The organism is Yimella sp. cx-51 (assembly GCF_017654605.1).
In the GTDB taxonomy this organism is placed as follows: domain Bacteria; phylum Actinomycetota; class Actinomycetes; order Actinomycetales; family Dermatophilaceae; genus Yimella.
In genome coordinates this window covers 2,527,763-2,546,233 of the sequence record NZ_CP072113.1, presented here as the reverse complement: position 1 = coordinate 2,546,233, position 18,471 = coordinate 2,527,763, and the positions used below count along the sequence as shown (strand labels likewise).

18 protein-coding genes and 3 tRNA genes are annotated in these 18,471 nt (G+C 67.2%); 15 read left to right on the top strand and 6 right to left on the bottom strand.

The features are described 5' to 3' along the window. Nucleotides 1-74: 74 nt before the first annotated feature. A complete protein-coding gene (locus tag J5M86_RS12130; protein WP_188059188.1) occupies nucleotides 75-1,394 on the bottom strand; it encodes a family 1 glycosylhydrolase in 1,320 nt (439 codons plus the stop codon). A gap of 142 nt (nucleotides 1,395-1,536) precedes the next feature. On the opposite strand from J5M86_RS12130, the gene J5M86_RS12125 reads away from it, so the two are divergent. Beyond that, on the top strand, nucleotides 1,537-3,021 hold the full coding sequence (locus J5M86_RS12125) for an amino acid permease (RefSeq protein WP_370587298.1): 1,485 nt from the start codon (nucleotides 1,537-1,539) through the stop codon (nucleotides 3,019-3,021). Between the two features lie 106 nt (nucleotides 3,022-3,127). On the opposite strand, the gene J5M86_RS12120 is transcribed toward J5M86_RS12125, so the two are convergent. Beyond that, complete coding sequence (locus J5M86_RS12120; protein WP_188059189.1) at nucleotides 3,128-3,625, bottom strand: YajQ family cyclic di-GMP-binding protein; 498 nt, start codon at nucleotides 3,623-3,625, stop codon at nucleotides 3,128-3,130. Nucleotides 3,626-3,786: 161 nt separating this feature from the next. Here J5M86_RS12120 and J5M86_RS12115 point away from each other — a divergent pair. The 3 genes from J5M86_RS12115 (at nucleotide 3,787) to J5M86_RS12105 (ending at nucleotide 6,014) form a co-directional block, all read left to right on the top strand. Beyond that, a tRNA-Tyr gene (locus J5M86_RS12115) sits at nucleotides 3,787-3,870 on the top strand. A 57-nt stretch (nucleotides 3,871-3,927) separates the two neighbouring features. Then, nucleotides 3,928-5,178: a multidrug effflux MFS transporter gene (locus J5M86_RS12110; RefSeq protein WP_244328345.1), complete on the top strand. Its 1,251-nt coding sequence runs from the start codon at nucleotides 3,928-3,930 to the stop codon at nucleotides 5,176-5,178. A 206-nt stretch (nucleotides 5,179-5,384) separates the two neighbouring features. Continuing rightward, nucleotides 5,385-6,014, top strand: a complete 630-nt coding sequence (locus tag J5M86_RS12105) for a YigZ family protein (RefSeq protein ID WP_188059190.1) — start codon at nucleotides 5,385-5,387, stop codon at nucleotides 6,012-6,014. On the opposite strand, the gene J5M86_RS12100 is transcribed toward J5M86_RS12105, so the two are convergent. Further along, nucleotides 6,015-6,392 (bottom strand): VOC family protein, encoded by a 378-nt coding sequence (locus J5M86_RS12100; protein ID WP_188059191.1) that lies wholly within the window; start codon nucleotides 6,390-6,392, stop codon nucleotides 6,015-6,017. A gap of 93 nt (nucleotides 6,393-6,485) precedes the next feature. Between J5M86_RS12100 and J5M86_RS12095 the strand changes: the two genes are divergently transcribed. Beyond that, entirely contained in the window at nucleotides 6,486-7,868 is a 1,383-nt protein-coding gene (locus J5M86_RS12095) for an MFS transporter (RefSeq protein ID WP_244328344.1), read from the top strand. Between the two features lie 57 nt (nucleotides 7,869-7,925). Here J5M86_RS12095 and J5M86_RS12090 read toward each other — a convergent pair whose 3' ends face one another. Together J5M86_RS12090 and J5M86_RS12085 are read right to left on the bottom strand one after the other, a co-directional pair. Beyond that, nucleotides 7,926-9,863: an acyl-CoA dehydrogenase gene (locus J5M86_RS12090; RefSeq protein ID WP_188059192.1), complete on the bottom strand. Its 1,938-nt coding sequence runs from the start codon at nucleotides 9,861-9,863 to the stop codon at nucleotides 7,926-7,928. Beyond that, entirely contained in the window at nucleotides 9,860-10,600 is a 741-nt protein-coding gene (locus tag J5M86_RS12085) for a TetR/AcrR family transcriptional regulator (protein WP_188059193.1), read from the bottom strand. Before J5M86_RS12085 ends, J5M86_RS12090 begins: the two co-directional genes overlap by 4 nt. 104 nt (nucleotides 10,601-10,704) lie before the next feature. On the opposite strand from J5M86_RS12085, the gene J5M86_RS12080 reads away from it, so the two are divergent. The 10 genes from J5M86_RS12080 (at nucleotide 10,705) to J5M86_RS12035 (ending at nucleotide 17,406) form a co-directional block, all read left to right on the top strand. Then, nucleotides 10,705-11,985 (top strand): acetyl-CoA C-acetyltransferase, encoded by a 1,281-nt coding sequence (locus J5M86_RS12080; protein WP_188059194.1) that lies wholly within the window; start codon nucleotides 10,705-10,707, stop codon nucleotides 11,983-11,985. Then, nucleotides 11,985-13,343, top strand: coding sequence for a 3-oxoacyl-ACP reductase (locus J5M86_RS12075; protein ID WP_188059195.1), 1,359 nt, complete (start codon nucleotides 11,985-11,987; stop codon nucleotides 13,341-13,343). Before J5M86_RS12080 ends, J5M86_RS12075 begins: the two co-directional genes overlap by 1 nt. A gap of 94 nt (nucleotides 13,344-13,437) precedes the next feature. Next, nucleotides 13,438-14,301: a MaoC/PaaZ C-terminal domain-containing protein gene (locus J5M86_RS12070; RefSeq protein ID WP_188059196.1), complete on the top strand. Its 864-nt coding sequence runs from the start codon at nucleotides 13,438-13,440 to the stop codon at nucleotides 14,299-14,301. Nucleotides 14,302-14,368: 67 nt separating this feature from the next. Beyond that, nucleotides 14,369-14,441: transfer RNA gene (locus tag J5M86_RS12065), tRNA-Thr, on the top strand. Nucleotides 14,442-14,492: 51 nt separating this feature from the next. Further along, a tRNA-Met gene (locus J5M86_RS12060) sits at nucleotides 14,493-14,569 on the top strand. Nucleotides 14,570-14,617: 48 nt separating this feature from the next. Further along, the gene (gene rpmG / locus J5M86_RS12055; protein ID WP_188059197.1) at nucleotides 14,618-14,788 is read left to right on the top strand and encodes a 50S ribosomal protein L33; all 171 of its coding nucleotides are present in this window, start codon (nucleotides 14,618-14,620) and stop codon (nucleotides 14,786-14,788) included. 136 nt (nucleotides 14,789-14,924) lie between these two features. Further along, nucleotides 14,925-15,344: a hypothetical protein gene (locus J5M86_RS12050; protein ID WP_188059198.1), complete on the top strand. Its 420-nt coding sequence runs from the start codon at nucleotides 14,925-14,927 to the stop codon at nucleotides 15,342-15,344. 120 nt (nucleotides 15,345-15,464) lie between these two features. Further along, complete coding sequence (locus J5M86_RS12045) at nucleotides 15,465-15,911, top strand: MaoC family dehydratase N-terminal domain-containing protein (RefSeq protein ID WP_188059199.1); 447 nt, start codon at nucleotides 15,465-15,467, stop codon at nucleotides 15,909-15,911. Then, nucleotides 15,911-16,333 carry a MaoC family dehydratase gene (locus tag J5M86_RS12040; RefSeq protein ID WP_188059200.1) on the top strand — a complete coding sequence of 141 codons (423 nt, stop codon included), beginning with the start codon at nucleotides 15,911-15,913 and terminating at the stop codon, nucleotides 16,331-16,333. The genes J5M86_RS12045 and J5M86_RS12040 overlap by 1 nt, the downstream gene beginning before the upstream one ends. Beyond that, nucleotides 16,333-17,406 (top strand): UDP-N-acetylmuramate dehydrogenase, encoded by a 1,074-nt coding sequence (locus J5M86_RS12035; RefSeq protein WP_188059201.1) that lies wholly within the window; start codon nucleotides 16,333-16,335, stop codon nucleotides 17,404-17,406. The genes J5M86_RS12040 and J5M86_RS12035 overlap by 1 nt, the downstream gene beginning before the upstream one ends. 14 nt (nucleotides 17,407-17,420) lie before the next feature. Here the strand turns inward: J5M86_RS12035 and J5M86_RS12030 are convergent, their stop codons facing one another. Next, nucleotides 17,421-18,470: an adenosine deaminase gene (locus J5M86_RS12030; protein WP_188059202.1), complete on the bottom strand. Its 1,050-nt coding sequence runs from the start codon at nucleotides 18,468-18,470 to the stop codon at nucleotides 17,421-17,423. Nucleotide 18,471 lies beyond the last annotated feature (1 nt).

The following is an 18,471-nucleotide window of genomic DNA, read 5'->3' as shown; positions in this document are numbered from 1 at the left end:
GCCTGTCACCGCGGGCTTGCGGGCTCTGGGTAGGTATATCGATGCGCTCAGCGGGTGGCCACTGCATCCCGAGGCTACTCGCCGGTAACTCTTCGTCCGAAGAGGCGTCCATAGGTGGTGCGCCACGGCGCCGCGAAGACGCCCCAGGCGGGCCGGGAGGTCGGGCGGAAGCCCGGCGGCACGCCATGGCTGGCGATCGCAGCGGTGTAGGTGGCGACGGCGTCGGTGGGCTTGCGTTCCTTGTCGGGGTCGGAGGTGACATCGACGGTGTAGAGCCCGAAGCGGGGACGGTAGGAGCCCCACTCGTAGTTGTCGGTGAGCGACCAGTAGTTGTAGCCGATGATCGGGATGCCTTCGTCGCGCGCGAATTGCAGGTAGTAGAGGTGCTCTTGCAGGTGGCGGCTGCGCGTCAGGCCGTCGAAACGGGGCTTGCCGTCGTCGGTGCAGACGCCGTTCTCGATGATCCAGATCGGTAGGTGGGGCACCTTGCGGTGGTAGACCCGCAACTGGTGCAGCAGGCTGTCGGGCTGCATGCGGATGCGCCACAACTGTTCGTCGAGGGCATGCCGAGCGGTGAGATTGTCGGCGCTCAGGCCGTAGTAGTAGTCGATGCCGAGGAAGTCCATCGTGTCGACGGTCTTGTCGAGGAACCACCGGTCGTCGGCCCAGTGCAGCGGCGGCGGCAGGATCGCCAGGTTGCTCGTGGCCCACGCGCCCGGGTCGAGCTCCTTGATGAGTGCGTATGCCCCGCGATGTGCCTCGACCAGACGCCTACGCATCAGGTCGCGTTGCTTTCGGTCGAAACGGCGATTCTGCTGCTCGAAGTCGACGTAGACGCCGGGCTCGTTGATCGTGATCCAGGTGACGCCGCGGCCCGCGTACCGTCTGACCACGCGCTCGGCGTGGGCCAGCCAGAGGTCGACGACATCGGCGCCGAGCCACCCACCGCGGTCGAGCAGCCAGCCCGGATAGACCCAGTGGTCGAGGGTGATCATGGGCTTCAGGCCAGCAGCCTCGACGGTCTCGATCACGTGGTCGTAGAAGGCGAAACCCTCGGCGTCCACCGTGCCGATGACAGGTTCGGTGCGCGCCCACTCCACGGAGTACCGGAAATACCCGATGCCGAGATCCTTCGCGCGCGCGACATCCTCCTCCACGCGGTTCAGCCAGTCGGCGGCGTCAGCCACCTCGTCGCTGATCATCGGCGCGCGACTGTCGCTGTAGCGCTTCCAGTTCGAGTCGGGGGAGTGGCCCTCGCTCTGGAAACCCGCCAGTGCGATGCCCCAGCGGAAGTCGTCCGGTAGGGGCGAGACCTCGGGCAGTTTCGGTGTGCGCAGGTAGGACGCAGCGGTGATGGCGAGCAGTCCGGAGGCGGCGAGCATCTTCTTACGCATGGCCAGACGTTACCGAGGTGGTCTGGGCGTCGGTGTCGTTCGTGGAACGAGGGTGGGCAGGAGGCGGCTGAGGCAGTACGTTGTGGCCGATCACCTGCCCGCGTTCGGCCGCCGGCGGGGATCCGTCGACGAGAGGTCAGCCGTGCGCGAAACGCAGCAGGACGTCGAACAACCGGCCGAATCCGGCCACGCCGCAGGGCCGTTGAACCGGCATCTGAAGGCGCGCCATCTCAACATGATCGCGATCGGTGGTGCGATCGGCACGGGGCTCTTCCTCGCCTCCGGCGCAACGATCAGCGATGCCGGCCCGGGCGGCGCGCTGCTGGCGTACGCGGCGATCGGCCTCATGGTCTTCCTGCTCATGCAGAGCCTCGGCGAGATGTCGACCTATCTGCCGCTGTCCGACTCCTTCCAGGCGTACGGCAAGCGCTTCGTCTCGCCCTCCTTCGGATTCGCGCAGGGCTGGAACTACTGGTTCAACTGGGCGATCACCGTCGCCGCCGAACTTGTGGCCGCTGCGTTGGTGATGAAGTACTGGTTCCCCGACGTCCAGTCGTGGGTCTGGTCGGCGATCTTCCTGACGATCCTGTTCGCGCTCAACGCCTTCACCGTCAAGGCTTTCGGCGAAGGCGAGTTCATCTTTTCCGCGGTGAAGGTCATCACCGTCATCGTCTTCCTCGGCGTGGGCCTGCTGATGATCCTCGGCATCATGGGTGGCGATTCGCCCGGCTTCTCCAACTGGACGGAGGGTGAAGCGCCCTTCGTCGGGGGAGTGCCGGCCATCCTGTCGATCTTCATGATCGCCGGGTTCTCCTTCCAGGGCACCGAGATGGTGGCGGTCGCCTCCGGCGAGGCCGAGCACCCCGAGCGCGTCATTCCCAAAGCGATCCGCGCGGTCTTCTGGCGCATCCTGCTCTTCTACATCGGTGCCATCGCGGTGATCGGATTCCTGATTCCGTACACCGACAAGCGCCTGCTGTCGTCCGCCGAGACCGGTGACATCACCGTCGCGCCGTTCACCCTCGTCTTCGAGCGGGCCGGTATCGCAGGTGCCGCGGCCGTCATGAACGCCGTCATCCTCACCGCGATTCTCTCGGCCGGAAGCTCGGGCCTCTACGCCTCGACCCGCATGCTGCACGGCCTGGCGCGCAACGGTCAGGCCCCGGCGATCTTCACCCGGCTGACCAAGCACGGCATCCCGCTGCCGGCCCTGGTGGCCACCACCGCCATCGGTGCGCTGTGCTTCATCACCAGTCTCGCCGGCGACGGCGTGGCCTACACCTGGTTGGTCAACGCGTCCGGCCTGGCTGGATTCATCACCTGGTGCGGCATCGCCTGGAGCCACTTCAAGTTCCGCCAGGCTTACGTTGCTCAGGGCAAATCACTGGACGACCTGCCCTTCCGGGCGCGGTGGTTCCCGCTCGGGCCGTTGGTGGCACTCGGCATGTGCGTGATCGTGATCGCCGGCCAGAACTACGACGCCTGGCTCACCGACAGCCCCGACATCAAGGCGCTGCTGTCGTCGTACATCGGCCTGCCGCTCTTCCTCGCCCTCTGGTGGGGTCACAAGCTGGTCACCAAGCAGCCGAAGATCGACCCGTTGAAGGCAGACCTGCGTCGCCACTGACGTCCGAATTCAGCGGACCTGAGCATGAGTTTGGGTGCGCAGCGGGTGCTCTACCTCCCGCTGTGCACCCCAACTCGCGTTGCTACACCCAACTGACCCCGAGGGGTCAGCGGTAGTTGGTGTACTGCAGCGCGACGTCCAGGTCGGACGCCTTCAGCAGCCGTTGCACTTCCTGCAGGTCGTCGCGCGACTTGGAGCTGACCTTGAGTTCGTCGCCTTCGATGCGTGCCTTGACCGACTTGGGGCCTTCGTCGCGGATGATCTTGCTGATCTTCTTGGCATTCTCCTGCGACAGACCCTCCTTAAGGGAGCCTTCGAGCCGGTAGATCTTGCCGAAGAGCTTCGGCTCGCCGTCGTTGCTGAGCTCGATCGACTTCAGCGAGACGCCGCGCTTGACCAGCTTGGTCTGGAACACGTCCAGCACCGCGAGGCAGCGCTCGGTGGCGTTGGCCTCCATCAGGATCTTCTCGCCAGACCACTCCAACTTGGCGTCGACATTCTTGAAGTCGTAACGGGTCGAGATCTCCTTGGCCGCCTGCGTCAGCGCGTTGCTGACCTCCTGCTTGTCGACCTTGCTGACGATGTCGAACGATGAATCGGCCATGGCTGCTCCCTGGAGTTTCGGGTCGGTTGGACGTGGCAGCGAGTATGCCTGACCGGTCCTGACCCCATGCCGCCCAGTAAGGCCCGCACGGTAGTGCTGGGACGAGCGGCATCCGATTGGCCCGCAGCCACCTGGATTGCTACTCTTGCACGCGCACTCATGCCAGGTTGCCCGAGCGGCCAATGGGAGCGGACTGTAAATCCGTCGCGAAAGCTTCGAAGGTTCGAATCCTTCACCTGGCACCATGTACAGAAGGCCCCGGCTCCGGTCGGGGCCTTCGCCATTGAGACGGGAGGACGAGGGTGACCGAGAAGCAGGCGGCCGGACGATTGTGGCTACTGCTGGTGGTGCTCGCGTCCCTGTCGATGCTCGGACCCTTCAGCATCGACACCCCTTTCCCGGCGTTCACCCGTATGGGCAACGAGTTCGCGGTCGATGCCGACCAGATGCAACTCGTCGTCACCGCCTACATGCTCGCGTTCGCGGCGATGAGCCCCTTCCACGGTCCGATCTCGGACGCCGTCGGCAGGCGTCCGGTGATGCTGGCGGGACTCTCGGTCTACGCCCTCGCCTCCATCGGCTGCGCGCTCTCGCAGAGCCTGCCGATGCTCCTGGGCTTCCGTGTGCTGCAGGGACTTTCGGCCGGCGGGAGCGTGATCGTCTCCCGTGCGGTCATCCGTGACATGTTCGAGGGTGCGCAGGCACAGCGATTGATGAGCAAGGTGACGATGATCTTCGGCGTTGCTCCTGCGGTGGCGCCGATCGTCGGTGGCTGGCTGCTCACCATCGGTTCGTGGCGCGCCATCTTCGGTTTCCTCGTGGTGCTTGCAGTGGGTCTGACCGCGCTGGTCGTCTTCGCGCTGCCCGAGTCGCATCCGCCCCAGCGGCGCACCGCTTTCAACGCCACCACGCTGCTCGGCAGTCTCGTCCAGGCCGGGCGCTCGCCGGCCTTCCACCGGGTCTCCTGGGCGGCGTCGCTGAGCTTCGCCGGACAGTTCCTCTACATCGGCGCGGCGCCGATCTTCGTGGTCGATCTCCTGGGCAAGGGCGAGCAGGACTTCTGGATGTTCTTCGTCCCGATGATCACCGGCGTCGTGCTCGGTTCGGCCATCAGTTCGTGGACGAGCGGACGCCTCACGATCAACCAACTGGTCTCCGGCGCCATGGTCTTCGCATTGTTCGGCGCCGTGGTCAACCTGCTCCTCGGGGTGTTACCGGGCACCCAGAGCCTGCCTTACGCAGTGATCGGCCCAGCGCTCATCGCGATCGGCACGGGCGCGTCCTATCCCGCGTTCCAGCTCACCCTGCTCGACATGTTCCCTGCCACACGAGGTGCGACGGTGTCGCTTTTCACCTTCTTCACCCTCGTGCTCAACGGCTTGGCAGCCGGCTTCATCGCGCCGCACGTCACCGGGTCACTCGCGGCGATGGCGCTCACGGCTCTGGTCGCCGAGATCCTGGCGATGCTCTTCTGGGTGAGTCACCTGCGCCATCGACCCGGTGCCGGTGGACGCATCATGGGCAAGCGGGCTGAGCCGGTTCGTCCCACGTAGCCTTGCATGGGTGAGTGACAACAGCCAGTCCCCGCAGCAGAGCCACGTAACGCCGCACCTGCCGCAAGGCCACGTACCTTCGGGATCTTCCTGGTGATCTGGGGGCTGATCACCCTCGTCTACCTCATCTACTCGGTGGTGGGCATGGTCGCGGCCAACGGACGCCGCCCGTTCGCGGCACGCGGCGCCATCCCGTTCTTCCGCCGGTGACCAGCTACCTGACCCTCGCGCGCGGCGTCGATCTGAGCGCCGAGATCGAGGTCAAGCGCTCCCGGTTCCTGGCGGTGATCCGCCGCGTGGACGACGAGGACGCCGCCCGCGAGTTGGTGGCGCAGTCACGCAAGCAACACCACGACGCCGGGCACCACTGCAGTGCCTTCATCCTGGGGCGGACGCCCGCCACCGAGCGCTCCAATGACGACGGCGAGCCGGCAGGCACGGCGGGCACCCCGATGCTCGACGTCCTGCGTGGCCACGAACTCAGCGATGTCGCCGCTGTCGTCGTGCGCTGGTTCGGCGGCACGCTGCTGGGCACCGGCGGGCTCGTGCGTGCCTACGGCGACGCGGTGAGCGCGGCCCTGGCCGACGCACGGGTGGTGCGCCGCACGCAGCAGCGCCTCTTCGATCTCACCGTGTCGCACGCGGACGCCGGCAAGGTCGAGGCCGATCTGCGTGCGCGACAGGTGCAGGTGCTCGGGGTCGACTACCTCGACCACGCCGTGCTCCACCTCGTGGGTGAAGCCGGGGCCTTGGGCGCGGCCGTCGCCGAGATCACCTCGGGCTCAGGAAAACTGGTGCCGGCTGGAAGGCGCTGGGTGGATCTGCGTCAGCGCTGATCAGTCGCTCGATGATCCGGGGTCGGTGACGCCCTCGTAGAGGCCGATGTCATTGCCGTCCGGGTCGCGGAGGATCGCCCACCAGCTGGTGTCGGTGATCGGCGACTTGTCCATGACAACAGTGGCGCCGTTCTCGGTCGCCTTCCTCAGCGTCTCCTCGATCGAGTCGACCTCGACGTACGACCGCGGTTGGGTGAATCCCTCGCTGCGCGGGGCCAGACCGCCGCCGCTGATCTTGTTCGGGGCCTGCCACATCGGGTAGTCCTCGAAGCCCGGCGGCGCCGAGATCTGCCAGCCGAAGAGCTCGCCGTAGAACTTCGCGGCCGACTCGTTGTCCGACACCGGGATGTCGATGTGGGTGATGTCGCCGTGGGGCATGACTGCTCTCCTTGGAGTACCGGGTTCGCGCCTACCGCGCGCTGCTGAGCCTGCCGTACCAGCGATGCCAGCGGCAAGGGCTACCGTGCGCGGGTGAGCTTGCTACGCCTGAACGAACCCGCTGGACGCCGACTGCTTGTCACGGCGGTCGCGGGCTCCGGGATGGTCTTCCTCGACGGCACGGTCGCCAATGTCGCGCTGCCGAAGATCGGCGACGAACTCGATGCCGACCTGGCTGGACTGCAATGGGTGATCAACGGCTACACCCTCACCCTGGCAGCGTTCATCCTCGTCGGCGGCTCGCTCGGCGACCGGCTCGGACGTAAACGCGTCTTCGCGTGGGGCACAGCGGGTTTCGCGTTGACCTCCGTCATGGTGGCGGTGGCCCCGACGATCGAGACGCTGGTCGCCGCACGTCTCCTGCAGGGGCTGGCGGCCGCGCTCATGACACCGGGCAGCCTGGCGCTTCTGCAGGCCAGCTTCCATCCGGACGACCGCATGAAGGCGATCGGTGCGTGGACCGGCATGCTCGGCATCGCCACCGCTGGTGGTCCGGTGCTGGGCGGGTGGCTGGTCGACATCGACTGGCGCATCGCGTTCTGGATCAATCTCCCGCTCTCTGCAGTCGTCCTGTGGCTGCTGCGGTCAGCGCCCGAATCCAGGAGTTCCGAAGCGTCCGGGCGCTACGACTACGCCGGCCTGATCCTCGCTCCGGTAGCGCTGGCCGGCATCACCTGGGCGCTCACTGCCTGGCCGGACGACCACACCCCGGCAGCGGCGATCATCGGCGGGCTCGCCGCCGGCGGCTTCGTGATCGCGCAGCGCCGCGGGTCGCATCCGATGACCCCGCCCGACCTGTTCGGCAGTCGCGTCTTCACCGCGATCAACGTGGTCACGCTGTTCGTCTACGCGGCGCTGGCGGGCAGCATGTTCTTCCTCGCGGTCTACCTGCAGGTCAGCGCCGGCTGGTCGCCTCTGGAAGCCGGCGCGGCAACCGTCCCGGTGTCGATCGTGATGTTGTTGCTCGCGTCATGGTTCGGGGGCTACGGCACTCGCCACGGAGCCCGGACGCCGATGCTCGCCGGCTGCCTCGTACTCGCCGCCGGTCTGGCGCTGCTGGCGCTCGCGCCCGACCAGCCGGACTATCTCGTCCACATCCTGCCGGGCGTCCTACTGCAGGGCCTGGGGTTGTCGATGCTCGTGGCACCGCTCACCGGCACGGTGCTTGCGGCGGTGCCCGACAGTCGCTCCGGTGTCGCCAGCGGCATCAACAACGCGGTATCGCGCACCGCCGGTCTGCTCGCCGTGGCCGCGTTGCCGCTCATGGTCGGTCTCACCGGAGACCAATACCGGGTGCCGCACCTGGTGGCCGACGCCTATCGCAGCGCGATGTGGTGGTGCGCGCTCTGGGTGCTGGCCGGGGCGGCGCTGACCGTCATCGGCCTGCCTGGGCGTCCACGCGATGAACGGGCTTGAGCGGTCACGAACAAGCCGCGCGCACCGACTACTCGGTACGCGCGGCTTGTGCGCAGATCAGGCGAAGGTTGTCGTGTGTTCGCCGGTCGCGATCGGGGCGGTGATGAGCGATTCCGGGATGCCCATGCCGTCCACGAGGGTGTGGACGCGCGGACGCAGTTCTCGGCACAGGTCGTTGATCGACGCGGTCACTTGGCGCGAGCGCACGCTGTTGAGGCGGCCGTGCTCGAGGAACCACGCCTTGTCCTCCTCGATGGAGGAGAGCGCGTAGAGCGCGAGCACCTTGCGCATCAACTCCTTGGCCTCACCATCGGCCATATCGTCGTGCGCCTCCAGCGCTGCCTCCAAGATGCAACGGTCGATGTGGGTGCGTGCGGCGAAGAGCACGTGGTCCTGCGCCGAGTTGAAGAGCTCGAAACCGTTGTCCTTGCCGGCCTTGCGCAGGCGCTTGCCGACCGTCTCCAAGGCGTGGTCGGCACGCTGCTCGAACATCGACAGCAGCCAGCCGGTGTCGTCCATCGCCGACTCGTGGTCGCGGCCCTTTGCGAGGTCGCGCAGCCGCTGCAGACCCGCCCGGCCGGTCGTGCGCTCCACCAGTCCCTCGGCCACCTGCTTGGTCACCAGTCCGGCGAGCTCAGCCATCGCCAGGTCGCCGAACATCTCCTTGTACTCCGTCAGCAGGCCCTTGGCCACGAGCTGCAGCAGCACGGTGTTGTCGCCCTCGAAAGTGGCGAAGACGTCCACGTCGGCGCGTGCCTGGGTGAGCTGGTTCTCGGCGATGAATCCGGCCCCGCCGCATGCCTCGCGGCAGGCCTGCAGGGTGTCGACGGCATGCCAGGTGCTCACAGCCTTCAGGCCGGCTGCCCGCGTCTCCAGCTCGCGAATCGCTTCCTTGGGGTGGGTCTCACCGTCCGGCAACGGAGTGCCGTGCAACTCCTGGAGCGTCTCGGTGATCGCGTTCTGCGCGAAGCTCAAGGCGTACGACTTCGCCAGCCGCGGGAAGAGCTTGCGCTGGTGGGCCAGGTAGTCGAGCACGACGATCTCCTGCTCCGCACCCGGCGCCTCGAACTGGCGGCGTCGTGCGCCATAGCGAAGAGCGATCGCCAGACCCTTCTTCGCTGCGCTCGCCGCACCGCCACCGACGCAGACCCGCCCGCGCACGAGGGTGCCGAGCATGGTGAAGAAGCGGGCGTTCTCATTGGCGATGTCCGACTGGTAGCGGCCCTCGTCGTCGATGTCGGCGAACTTGTTGAGCAGCGCCGAGCGGGGGATGCGCACGTCGGCAAAGGCGAAGGTGCCGTTGTCGACTCCGGGCAGGCCGCCCTTGACGCCGTTGTCCTCGATGGTGATGCCGGGCAGCACATTGCCCTCGGCGTCCCGCACCTCCATCAGCACGGCGTGGACGCCGAATTCGCCTTCGGGAGTGAGCAATTGGCCGAAGACGACCGCCATGCGGGCGTCCTTGGCGGCGTTGCCGATGTAGGTCTTGACCGAGCTCGGAGTGGGGGAGTTGACCACCAGTTCATCGGTGGCGGGGTCGTAGGTGATGGTCGTCTCGAGGCGCTGCACATTGGAGCCGTGCCCGATCTCGGTCATCGCGAACGAGCCCATGATCTGCGCGTCCATGATGCCGCGCAGGTACTCCTCGTGGTGCCGCTGCGTGCCGAGGCGGCTCACCGCGCCACCGAAGAGCCCGAACTGGACGCCGAGCTTCACCAGCAGCGACAGGTCTCCGTAACCCTGCATCTCGAACAGCGCACACGAGGCGCCGTAGTCGTAGGTGCCGCCGTAGGCCTGCGGGAAGCCGACCCGGCCGTGCCCGATCGACGCGATCTGCAGCACCTGGTCGGTCACCCGCTCGCGCTGGGCCTGCATCGACTCACCCGGTGTGCCCAGCAGCATCGAGGGCTCGATCTGTTCGCGGAAGTCGCCACGCACCGCAGCCCACGGGCCGTCGAGGGTGGTTCGCAGTTCAAGTGCGACGGGGTCGTTCATGTCGAGCTCCGATCGTTGGTCGTGCGCAGGTCGGACGGGTGGGTGATTGAGGTTCGTGACTGATGAGGGGCCGGCGTGCCGAGCACTCCGGTGAGTCCCACGGAGGCGAACTCGGCGAGGTGTTGCACCACGGCGGCGCGCGGCGCACGTTGCGGATCGGCCAGCCACCGATCGGCGGCTTCCCGCACGTAACCGACCAGTGCGTGGCCCCATGTGGTGGCCGGTGCGGTGTCGCGACCGGCGGCGCTGAGGGCCGCGGCGAAGATGTCGGAGAGGCGCCCGGCGATCGCGTCGGTCAGGCCTGCCACGGGGTCGGCCTCGGGCGGGACGTCGACCAGCGGGCGACGGATCACGAAGCGGTAGAGCTCGGGGTCGTCCTCGACCAACGACAGGTAGCTGTCGATCACGGCCACCAGCACCTCGTGCGGATCGGTCGACAGCAGCGCGGTCGGGTCATGCGGGTCGACGCCGCTGGTGAGCGCGATGTCGAAGTCCTTGAGGATGAGTGAATCGACCGCCTCGCAGACCGCGAGGTAGAGGCCCAACCGGTCGCCGAGGTGGCGGTAGATGACGGTCTTGGACGTGCTTGCGGTGGCGGCGATCTCGTCCATGCCGACTGTGGCGCCGTGTTTGCGGATCGCCTTGATCGCGGCTTCGACCAATTGCCGTCGCCGCTGCACCCGGTGGGTGGTCCAGCGGGTGTCGCGTCCGTCGAGGGGCTGGTTCTGCGAACTCATGATGGTTCGACAGTATCCGAAACTCGACGTACCTGCTACTGTCAGTATCGGTAAATTTTCGGCGACCTCGACGTCGTCTCCATCGAAGCAGGGGAGTTCCTTTCATGAGTCTGCATGACGTCTACGTCATCGGCGGCAACCGAATTCCGTTCGCCCGCTCGGGCGGCAAGTACCTCAAGGCGTCCAACCAGGACATGCTCACCGCAGTGCTCGACGGACTGGTCGCGCGTTTCGGCCTGGGTGGCGAGCGCCTGGGTGAAGTGGCGGCCGGCGCCGTCATCAAGCACTCGCGCGACTTCAACCTCGCCCGTGAGAGCGTGCTCGGCTCACACCTCGACCCGACCACCCCGGCCTACGACGTCCAACAGGCGTGCGGCACCGGGCTCCAGGCGGTCATCCAGGTGGCCAACAAGATCTCGCTCGGTCAGATCGATTCCGGCATCGCCGGCGGCACCGACACCACGTCCGACGCCCCGCTGGCGGTCAACGACGATCTGCGCAAGACGCTCATGAAGGCCAACTACGCCAAGACGCCCCAGCAGCGCATCCAGGCGCTGTTGAAGATCCGCCCCAACCAGTTGACGCCTGAGCAGCCCAAGAACGGCGAGCCGCGCACCGGCCTGTCGATGGGCGACCACATGGCCATCACCGCCAAGGAGTGGGGCATCACTCGTGAGGCGCAGGACGAGCTCACCGTCAAGAGCCACCAGAACCTCGCCGCTGCGTACGACCGCGGCTTCTTCGACGACCTGGTGACCCCGTATCTCGGTCTCACCCGCGACCAGAACCTGCGTCCGGATTCCTCCATCGAGAAGCTGTCGACCCTCAAGCCGGTCTTCGGCAAGGGCGAGGGCGCGACGATGACCGCTGGCAACTCCACCCCGCTCAGTGACGGCGCCTCGGCCGTGTTGCTCAGTTCCAAGGAGTGGGCGGACGAGCACAAGCTCACCCCGTTGGCCCGTTTCGTCGACGGTGAGACCGCAGCCGTCGACTACGTGCACGGTGCCGAAGGCCTGCTGATGGCCCCGCCGTACGCGATCGCGCGCCTGCTGAAGCGCAACAACCTCACGCTGCAGGATTTCGACTTCTACGAGATCCATGAGGCCTTCGCCTCCACCGTGCTGGCTCACCTTGCAGCGATGGAGGACGAGGAGTTCTGCAAGAACAAACTCGGCCTCGACGCCCCGCTCGGCACCATCGACCGCAGCAAGCTCAACGTCAACGGCTCCTCCTTGGCAGCCGGTCACCCCTTCGCCGCGACCGGTGCCCGCATCGTCGCCTCGCTGGCGAAGATGCTCCACGAGAAGGGCCCGGGCAGCCGCGGTCTCATCTCGATCTGTGCAGCCGGCGGCCAGGGCGTCGTCGCGATCCTGGAAGGTGCCTGATGACTGACGGTTTCACCAAGTTCGTCAACGGCGGGTTCGGCAAGAAGGTCGCCGGCACCGTCGGGCTGCCCCAGCCGACCATTCTGCGTCGCTACGAGAAGGGGCAGGAGTTGCTCACCGGGGCTGCTGCGATCGCCGGCGTCGGCGACGCTCCGGCGCTCGATGCCGTACGCGCCGTCCTTGCCGCAGAAGGCGCCAAGATCGTTGACGCGCAAGCTGATTCGACGTACGACGAGAAGCTCGCCGCAATCGTGTTCGACGCCACCGCCGCCCGCGTGCTCGACGACCTGCAGCAGTTGCGCGCGGTGGTCGGCCCAGCGATGAAGTCGCTCGGGAAGAACGGTCGCATCGTCGTGCTCGGTGCGGTGCCGTCGGAGGAGAGCGATGTCGAAGCGGCTGCCACCCAGCAGGCGCTGGAAGGCATCACCCGGAGCCTCGGTAAGGAGATGCGGGCGGGTGGCACCGCCAACCTGTTGCGGATCTCCGACCAGGCATCCGATGAGGCTCTTGCCGGCCCGCTGCGGTTCTTCCTGTCGAGCCGTTCGGCATACGTCTCGGGTCAGCCGCTCACGATCGGTGCTGGCCAGATGTCGGCTGTGGCCGACGTCCACGTGCCGATGCAGGGTGAGGTGGCTGTCATCACCGGCGCAGCTCGCGGTATCGGCGCCGAAATCGCCAAGGTCTTTGCCCGCGCGGGTGCCAAGGTGATCGCCGTCGACATCCCGGCAGCGGGTGACGCCCTCGCCAAGGTGGCCAACTCGATCAATGCCGTGGCACTGCAACTCGACATCACCGCGCCCGACGCCGGTGAGCGCATCGCCAAGGCCGTCGCGCAGCAGGGTGACAAGCTCGACATCATCGTGCACAACGCCGGCATCACCCGCGACAAACTGTTCGTCAACACCGACGAATCCCGTTGGGGCAGTGTGCTCGACGTCAACCTGCAGTCGCAGTTCCGCATCAACAAGGTGCTGCTCGACTCCTCCACGAAGGGCGGGCTGAAGGACGGCGGACGCATCGTGTCGGTGGCCTCCATCAGCGGCATCGGCGGCAACCGCGGGCAGTCGAACTACGCCGCGTCCAAGGCTGGTGTGATCGGCATGGTGCGCGCGTTGTCGCAGGAACTGGCCGACCGCAACATCACCGTCAACGCGGTGGCGCCGGGGTTCATCGAGACCGAGATGACCGCCAAGATCCCGATGGGCACCCGCGAGGTCGGACGCCGGCTCAACTCGCTGCTTCAGGGCGGACAGCCGGTCGACGTGGGCGAAGCCATCGCCTTCTTCGCCGAGCCTGCGTCGGCCGGGGTCACCGGCCAGGTGCTGCGCGTCTGCGGACAGTCGCAACTGGGAGCATGATCATCAGCACAACGAGTCGTTCCTACCGGGGTCGTCGCGCAACGCCGCGCCGGCCCCGGGCGGGGCGCTCGCACGTCGAAGGGAAAGTGCGTCAATGACCCGCACGATCGAACTGTCCACCACACCGACCCTCGGGCCGATGCTGGCCAAGGCGGCGGCGACGGGCTTCGTCCGCAAGGGACGCGCCCTTCCGGATCTGCGCGTCGTGCAGCGCGGCGTCCGCATCGACCAAGGCGCGCTCGCGGCCTACGACCAGGTGTGTGGCTTCCCGGTCACCCACCTCGTGCCGTCGACCTACCTGCACGTCCTGGTGTTCCCGTTGCAGGTCACGCTCATGGCCGACAAGGAGTTCCCGTTCCCGCTGATGGGCAGCGTGCACCTCACGAACACCATCACCCAGCACCGCCCGGTCGGTGCCCTGGAGGTGCTCGACATCGAGGTGGGTGTGCGCAACCTGCGTCCGCACTTCCGGGGTGCGCAAGCAGATTTCGTTGCCACCATCCGGGTGGGCGAGGAGGTCGTGTTCGAAGAGACGTCGACCTATCTCTTCCGTGGCCAGCAGGTGCCGGGTGAGGTGCCGGCGAAGGTGGCAGAGGTCGAGCCTGCCGACGGAGCGGGTGTCACCTGGGCGCTCACCGCAGACCTCGGGCGCCGGTACGCGGCCGTCTCCGGTGACGTGAACCCCATCCACATGCATCCGCTCGCGGCCAAGGCGTTGGGCTTCCCGACGACGATCGTGCACGGCATGTGGAGCAAGGCGCGCATGCTCGCAGCGGTCGAGAACCGCCTGCCCGAGGCGTACACGATCGAGGTCGAATTCAAGAAGCCGGTGCTCATCCCGGGGCGTGTTCGGTTCATCGCCAACGACGACGACGGCGGCTGGAATCTCGTGCTGCGCGATGACCGCAAGGGCGCCGTGCACGCCGTCGGAACGGTGCTCGCGGGTCCGATTTCATGATTTGCGCAGGTCTCCGGTAGCCTCTTCGCTGCGCTACCGAGCGGTTTGAAACCGCCGGTGGAGGCAGGCCCCTATAGCTCAGTCGGCAGAGCGTCTCCATGGTAAGGAGAAGGTCAACGGTTCGATTCCGTTTGGGGGCTCTGGTGCACGTTTGCGGCTGGAATGAATGTTCGGCCCGGTGTGTTCCTCAAGGCGGGGTAGCTCAGCTGGTTAGAGCGCACGACTCATAATCGTGAGGTCGCGGGATCGAGCCCCGCTCCCGCTACCAAAATCCCACAGCAGTACGAACATTCATCTTTCGAGAGCAGGTTGCCCCGTGGCTAGCAAGAGCGCAGACGTCCGTCCCAAGATCACCTTGGCATGCGTGGAATGCAAGGAGCGCAACTACATCACCAAGAAGAACCGCCGCAACAACCCCGACCGGGTCGAGCTGGCGAAGTTCTGCTCGCGCTGCGGCAAGCACACCGCACACCGCGAGACCCGCTGAATCTCTCTGCGGCTCCTACGCAGCACAAGCCCCGTGGCAGGTAATTCCTGCCGCGGGGCTTTGTCGTTCGCGGACGGCACGTGCGTGTGGCCCCCCCCTGTCTGCACGTGATGGACGCCGACTCCGGAAGGGCGTCGTGAATACCGTCCGGCGCTCTTGGCCGCGGTTGCTGTTGTGGCTGCCTGCCCTGGTCATGGTGGGGCTGGCCGAGCGCGCCAACCGCTGGATGCCGCACGACACGATCTTCGGCCGAGCCGTCGAATGCGCGATCGACGGTGAGTGCTTCACACCTGCCACCGCGGCGCACGTCGACGCGATGGCGTGGCAGTTCGCCCTCTGTGCCCTGCTGGTCTGCGTCGGTGCAGTGCTGAGCGGTCGCACCCTGGACGACGACCGGCGTGGGACCGGCAGGCTCTCCGGCCACCTGTCTGCTGGCAGCGGTGTGCTGGCCGGGCTCCTGGGGTTCGTGACCGGCGATGGCGGCCGAGTCCGACCGGTCGATGTGGCCCTACGCGATGGGCGCGTGGGTGCTACCGGCTCGGCACGTTCGTCCTGATCAACACCTGGGCCGAGGCGACGCAGGTCACCGCCGGTGGTGCGGCCGCTCCGGGCGGCGGCGAAGTGACAACGGCGGCGTCGGCGGCGGCTGTCGGCCGCGGCGGATAGGGTCGTCCCCATGGCGGTCAACCCCGAAGTCGAAGGCCGGACGTACCCGGCGATCCCGACCTATGTCGTCTCCCGTGTGAAGGTTGCCGAGTTCGCGAAAGCCGTGGGCGCCACTGACCCGGTGCACAGCGATGTCGAGCACGCCCGGTCGCTCGGCTACGCCGATGTCGTTGCGCCACCGACCTTCGCGGTCATCCCGGCGCAGCAGGCCGAGGCTGCCGCGATCGTCGACCCCGAAGCAGGCATCGACTTCAGCCGGCTGGTGCACGGCGAGGAGAGCTTCACCCATCACCGCCCGCTGGTCGCCGGCGACGAGATCACCGCGGCGACGACGATCGATCGAGTGCGTGCGGCCGGGGGCCACTCGATGGTCACGATGAAGACGGCCATCACCACCGTCGCGGGTGAACCGGTGTGCGATGTCAACTGTGTCGTGGTGATTCGGGGTGAGCAGTGATGACTGTGAAGGCCAGTGAGCTGAACGTCGGCGATTCGATCGGCAGCCGCGAGATCCCGGTCGATCGCGCCACCTTCGTCCGTTACGCGGGCGCCTCGGGCGATTTCAACCCCATTCACTGGGACGAGAAGTTCGCCATGTCCGTCGGTCTGCCCAGCGTGATCGGCCACGGCATGTGGACGATGGGCGCCGCCTCGTCGCTTGTCTCCGAGTGGGTGGGCGATGCCGGCCGCGTTGTCGAGTACGGCGTTCGCTTCAGCGCTCCCGTGGTGGTCGAGTACGACGGCGCTACGCCGCTGTCGGTCAGTGGTGTGATCAAGAAGATCGAGGGCGATCGCGTCGCGGTCGAGCTCACCGCCACCCAGGGCGAGACGAAGGTGCTCAGCCGCGCGCTGGCCACCGTCGACATCAGCGAACGCTGATGCGCGAAGAGCACGACGTCCCGCTCGCGGGACTCACCACCATGCGCGTCGGCGGTCCGGCGCGCCGCCTGGTCACCGCGGAGTCGATCGACGACATCGTCGATGCCGTGCGCGAGGTGGACGACGCCGACGAGCCGCTACTGGTTGTCTCCGGCGGCTCCAACCTGGTGATCAGTGACGACGGTTTCGCCGGCACGGTGCTGCACATCGCCAACGAAGGCATCACCGTTGAGAGCGGGGACGCCTGCGGCGGGGTGATGGTGCGCGTTGCGGCGGGGGAGAACTGGGACGACTTCGTCGCGCGCGCCTGCGCCGAGGGCTGGTCGGGCATCGAAGCCCTTTCCGGCATCCCGGGGCTCTCGGGTGCAACACCGGTGCAGAACGTCGGCGCCTACGGCCAGGAGGTGGCACAGACCATCGCGCAGGTGCGCACCTACGACCGGCACCGCCAGGAAGTACGCACCTTCGCCTCGGCCGACTGCGCGTTCACCTACCGCCACTCGATCTTCAAACCGACCGATCGGTTCGTCGTGCTCGACGTGCTCTTCCAGCTCCGGCTGGCCGACCTTTCGCAACCGGTGGCGTACGCCGATCTCGCTACGCAGCTCGGTGTCGAGCAGGGCGGACGCGTTCCGCTGGCTGACGCTCGCGAAGCCGTGCTCGCGCAACGCCGCAAGCGCGGCATGGTGCTGGATGCCGATGACCACGACACCTGGTCATGCGGCTCCTTCTTCACCAACCCGATCCTGTCGCCGAGCAAGTTCGAGGCCCTGGAGAAGCGCGCCACCGAGCGGCTGGGCGCTGATGGCCCGACTCCGCCGCGCTTTCCGGCGTCCGACGGAATGGTCAAGACCAGTGCCGCATGGCTCATCGACAAGGGCGGCTTCGGCAAGGGATACGGCATGCCCGGCCCGGCGGCGCTGTCGACCAAGCACACGCTCGCGGTGACCAACCGCGGCGGTGCCAGCGCCGCCCAGATCGCGGGGCTTGCGCGCACGGTGCGCGACGGCGTACGCGATGTCTTCGATGTGGAACTGGTCAACGAACCGGTGTTCGTCGGCCACGAGCTCTGAGCGCTCCGGCGTCCTCAGTTCGTCGCGATCGCGTCCGCAGGCTGTTCCAGCCACGCGTCGACGTCGGCGAGCATGGCGCGCTTGGCCTCGTCCGGCGCCAAGGACGCCCGCACCGACTGCCGCGCCAGTTCGGCGAGCTCGTCATCGGTGAACCCGTGCACCTCGCGGGCGGTGTCGTACTGCGCGGCCAAGCGGTTGCCGAACAGCAACGGGTCGTCGGCGCCGAGCGCGATCGTGGCGCCCGCGTCGAAGAGCTTGCGCAGCGGCACGTCCTGCGCCGAGGGATAGACCCCGAGCGCGACGTTGGAGCCGGGGCAGACCTCCAGGGCGATGTCGGTGTCGAGCACGCGCTGCAGTACGACCTCCGATTCGGCGGCGCGCACACCGTGACCGAGCCGTTGCGGGGCGAGGGAATCGATGGTCTCGCTGACCGCTTGCGCGCCCAGGAGTTCGCCGGCGTGGGGCACAGACGCCAGCCCGGCCTCGTGGGCAATGCGGAACGCGGGCGCGAATTCCGCAGTCACGCCGCGACGTTCGTCATTCGACAGGCCGAACCCGAGCACCTTGCCGCTGTGCTTGGCGGCCAGGCGGGCCAGCGCGCGCGCATCGAAGGGGTGCTTGATGCGGGACGCCGCGACTAGCACGCCCACGCCGATGCCTTCGTCCGCCGACGCCTGCTCGGCCTCGTCGAGCACGATCTCGAGCATCGGGGTGATGCCGCCGACGAAGCCCGCGTAGGACGTCGGATCGACCTGGATCTCCAGCCAGCGCGAACCTTCGGCAGCGTCGTCCTCCGCGGCCTCGCGCACCACCCGTCGCATGTCCGACTCGTCGCGCACAACGGCGCGGGCGGAGTCGTACAACCGCTGGAAGCGGAACCAGCCACGCTCGTCCGAGCCGGAGAGCTTCGGGGGGTAGTCGTGGGTGAGTGCGTTCGGCAAGCGGAGGCCATGCTTGTGGGCGAGCTCGCGCACTGTTTCGATGCGCATGGAGCCGGTGAAGTGCAGGTGCAGATGTGCCTTGGGCAGTGTCAGCACCGATCGTGCATGGGCTGTGCCGGTCATG

Excerpts from the sequence above, each read along its gene's own strand:
- J5M86_RS12130 (WP_188059188.1), bottom strand. The coding sequence starts at position 1,394 with ATGCGTAAGAAGATGCTCGCCGCCTCCGGACTGCTCGCCATCACCGCT.
- J5M86_RS12120 (WP_188059189.1), bottom strand. The coding sequence starts at position 3,625 with ATGGCCGATTCATCGTTCGACATCGTCAGCAAGGTCGACAAGCAGGAG.
- J5M86_RS12100 (WP_188059191.1), bottom strand. The coding sequence starts at position 6,392 with ATGCCCCACGGCGACATCACCCACATCGACATCCCGGTGTCGGACAAC.
- J5M86_RS12090 (WP_188059192.1), bottom strand. The coding sequence starts at position 9,863 with ATGAACGACCCCGTCGCACTTGAACTGCGAACCACCCTCGACGGCCCG.
- J5M86_RS12085 (WP_188059193.1), bottom strand. The coding sequence starts at position 10,600 with ATGAGTTCGCAGAACCAGCCCCTCGACGGACGCGACACCCGCTGGACC.
- J5M86_RS12080 (WP_188059194.1), top strand. The coding sequence starts at position 10,705 with ATGAGTCTGCATGACGTCTACGTCATCGGCGGCAACCGAATTCCGTTC.
- J5M86_RS12075 (WP_188059195.1), top strand. The coding sequence starts at position 11,985 with ATGACTGACGGTTTCACCAAGTTCGTCAACGGCGGGTTCGGCAAGAAG.
- J5M86_RS12070 (WP_188059196.1), top strand. The coding sequence starts at position 13,438 with ATGACCCGCACGATCGAACTGTCCACCACACCGACCCTCGGGCCGATG.
- J5M86_RS12045 (WP_188059199.1), top strand. The coding sequence starts at position 15,465 with ATGGCGGTCAACCCCGAAGTCGAAGGCCGGACGTACCCGGCGATCCCG.
- J5M86_RS12040 (WP_188059200.1), top strand. The coding sequence starts at position 15,911 with ATGACTGTGAAGGCCAGTGAGCTGAACGTCGGCGATTCGATCGGCAGC.
- J5M86_RS12035 (WP_188059201.1), top strand. The coding sequence starts at position 16,333 with ATGCGCGAAGAGCACGACGTCCCGCTCGCGGGACTCACCACCATGCGC.
- J5M86_RS12030 (WP_188059202.1), bottom strand. The coding sequence starts at position 18,470 with ATGACCGGCACAGCCCATGCACGATCGGTGCTGACACTGCCCAAGGCA.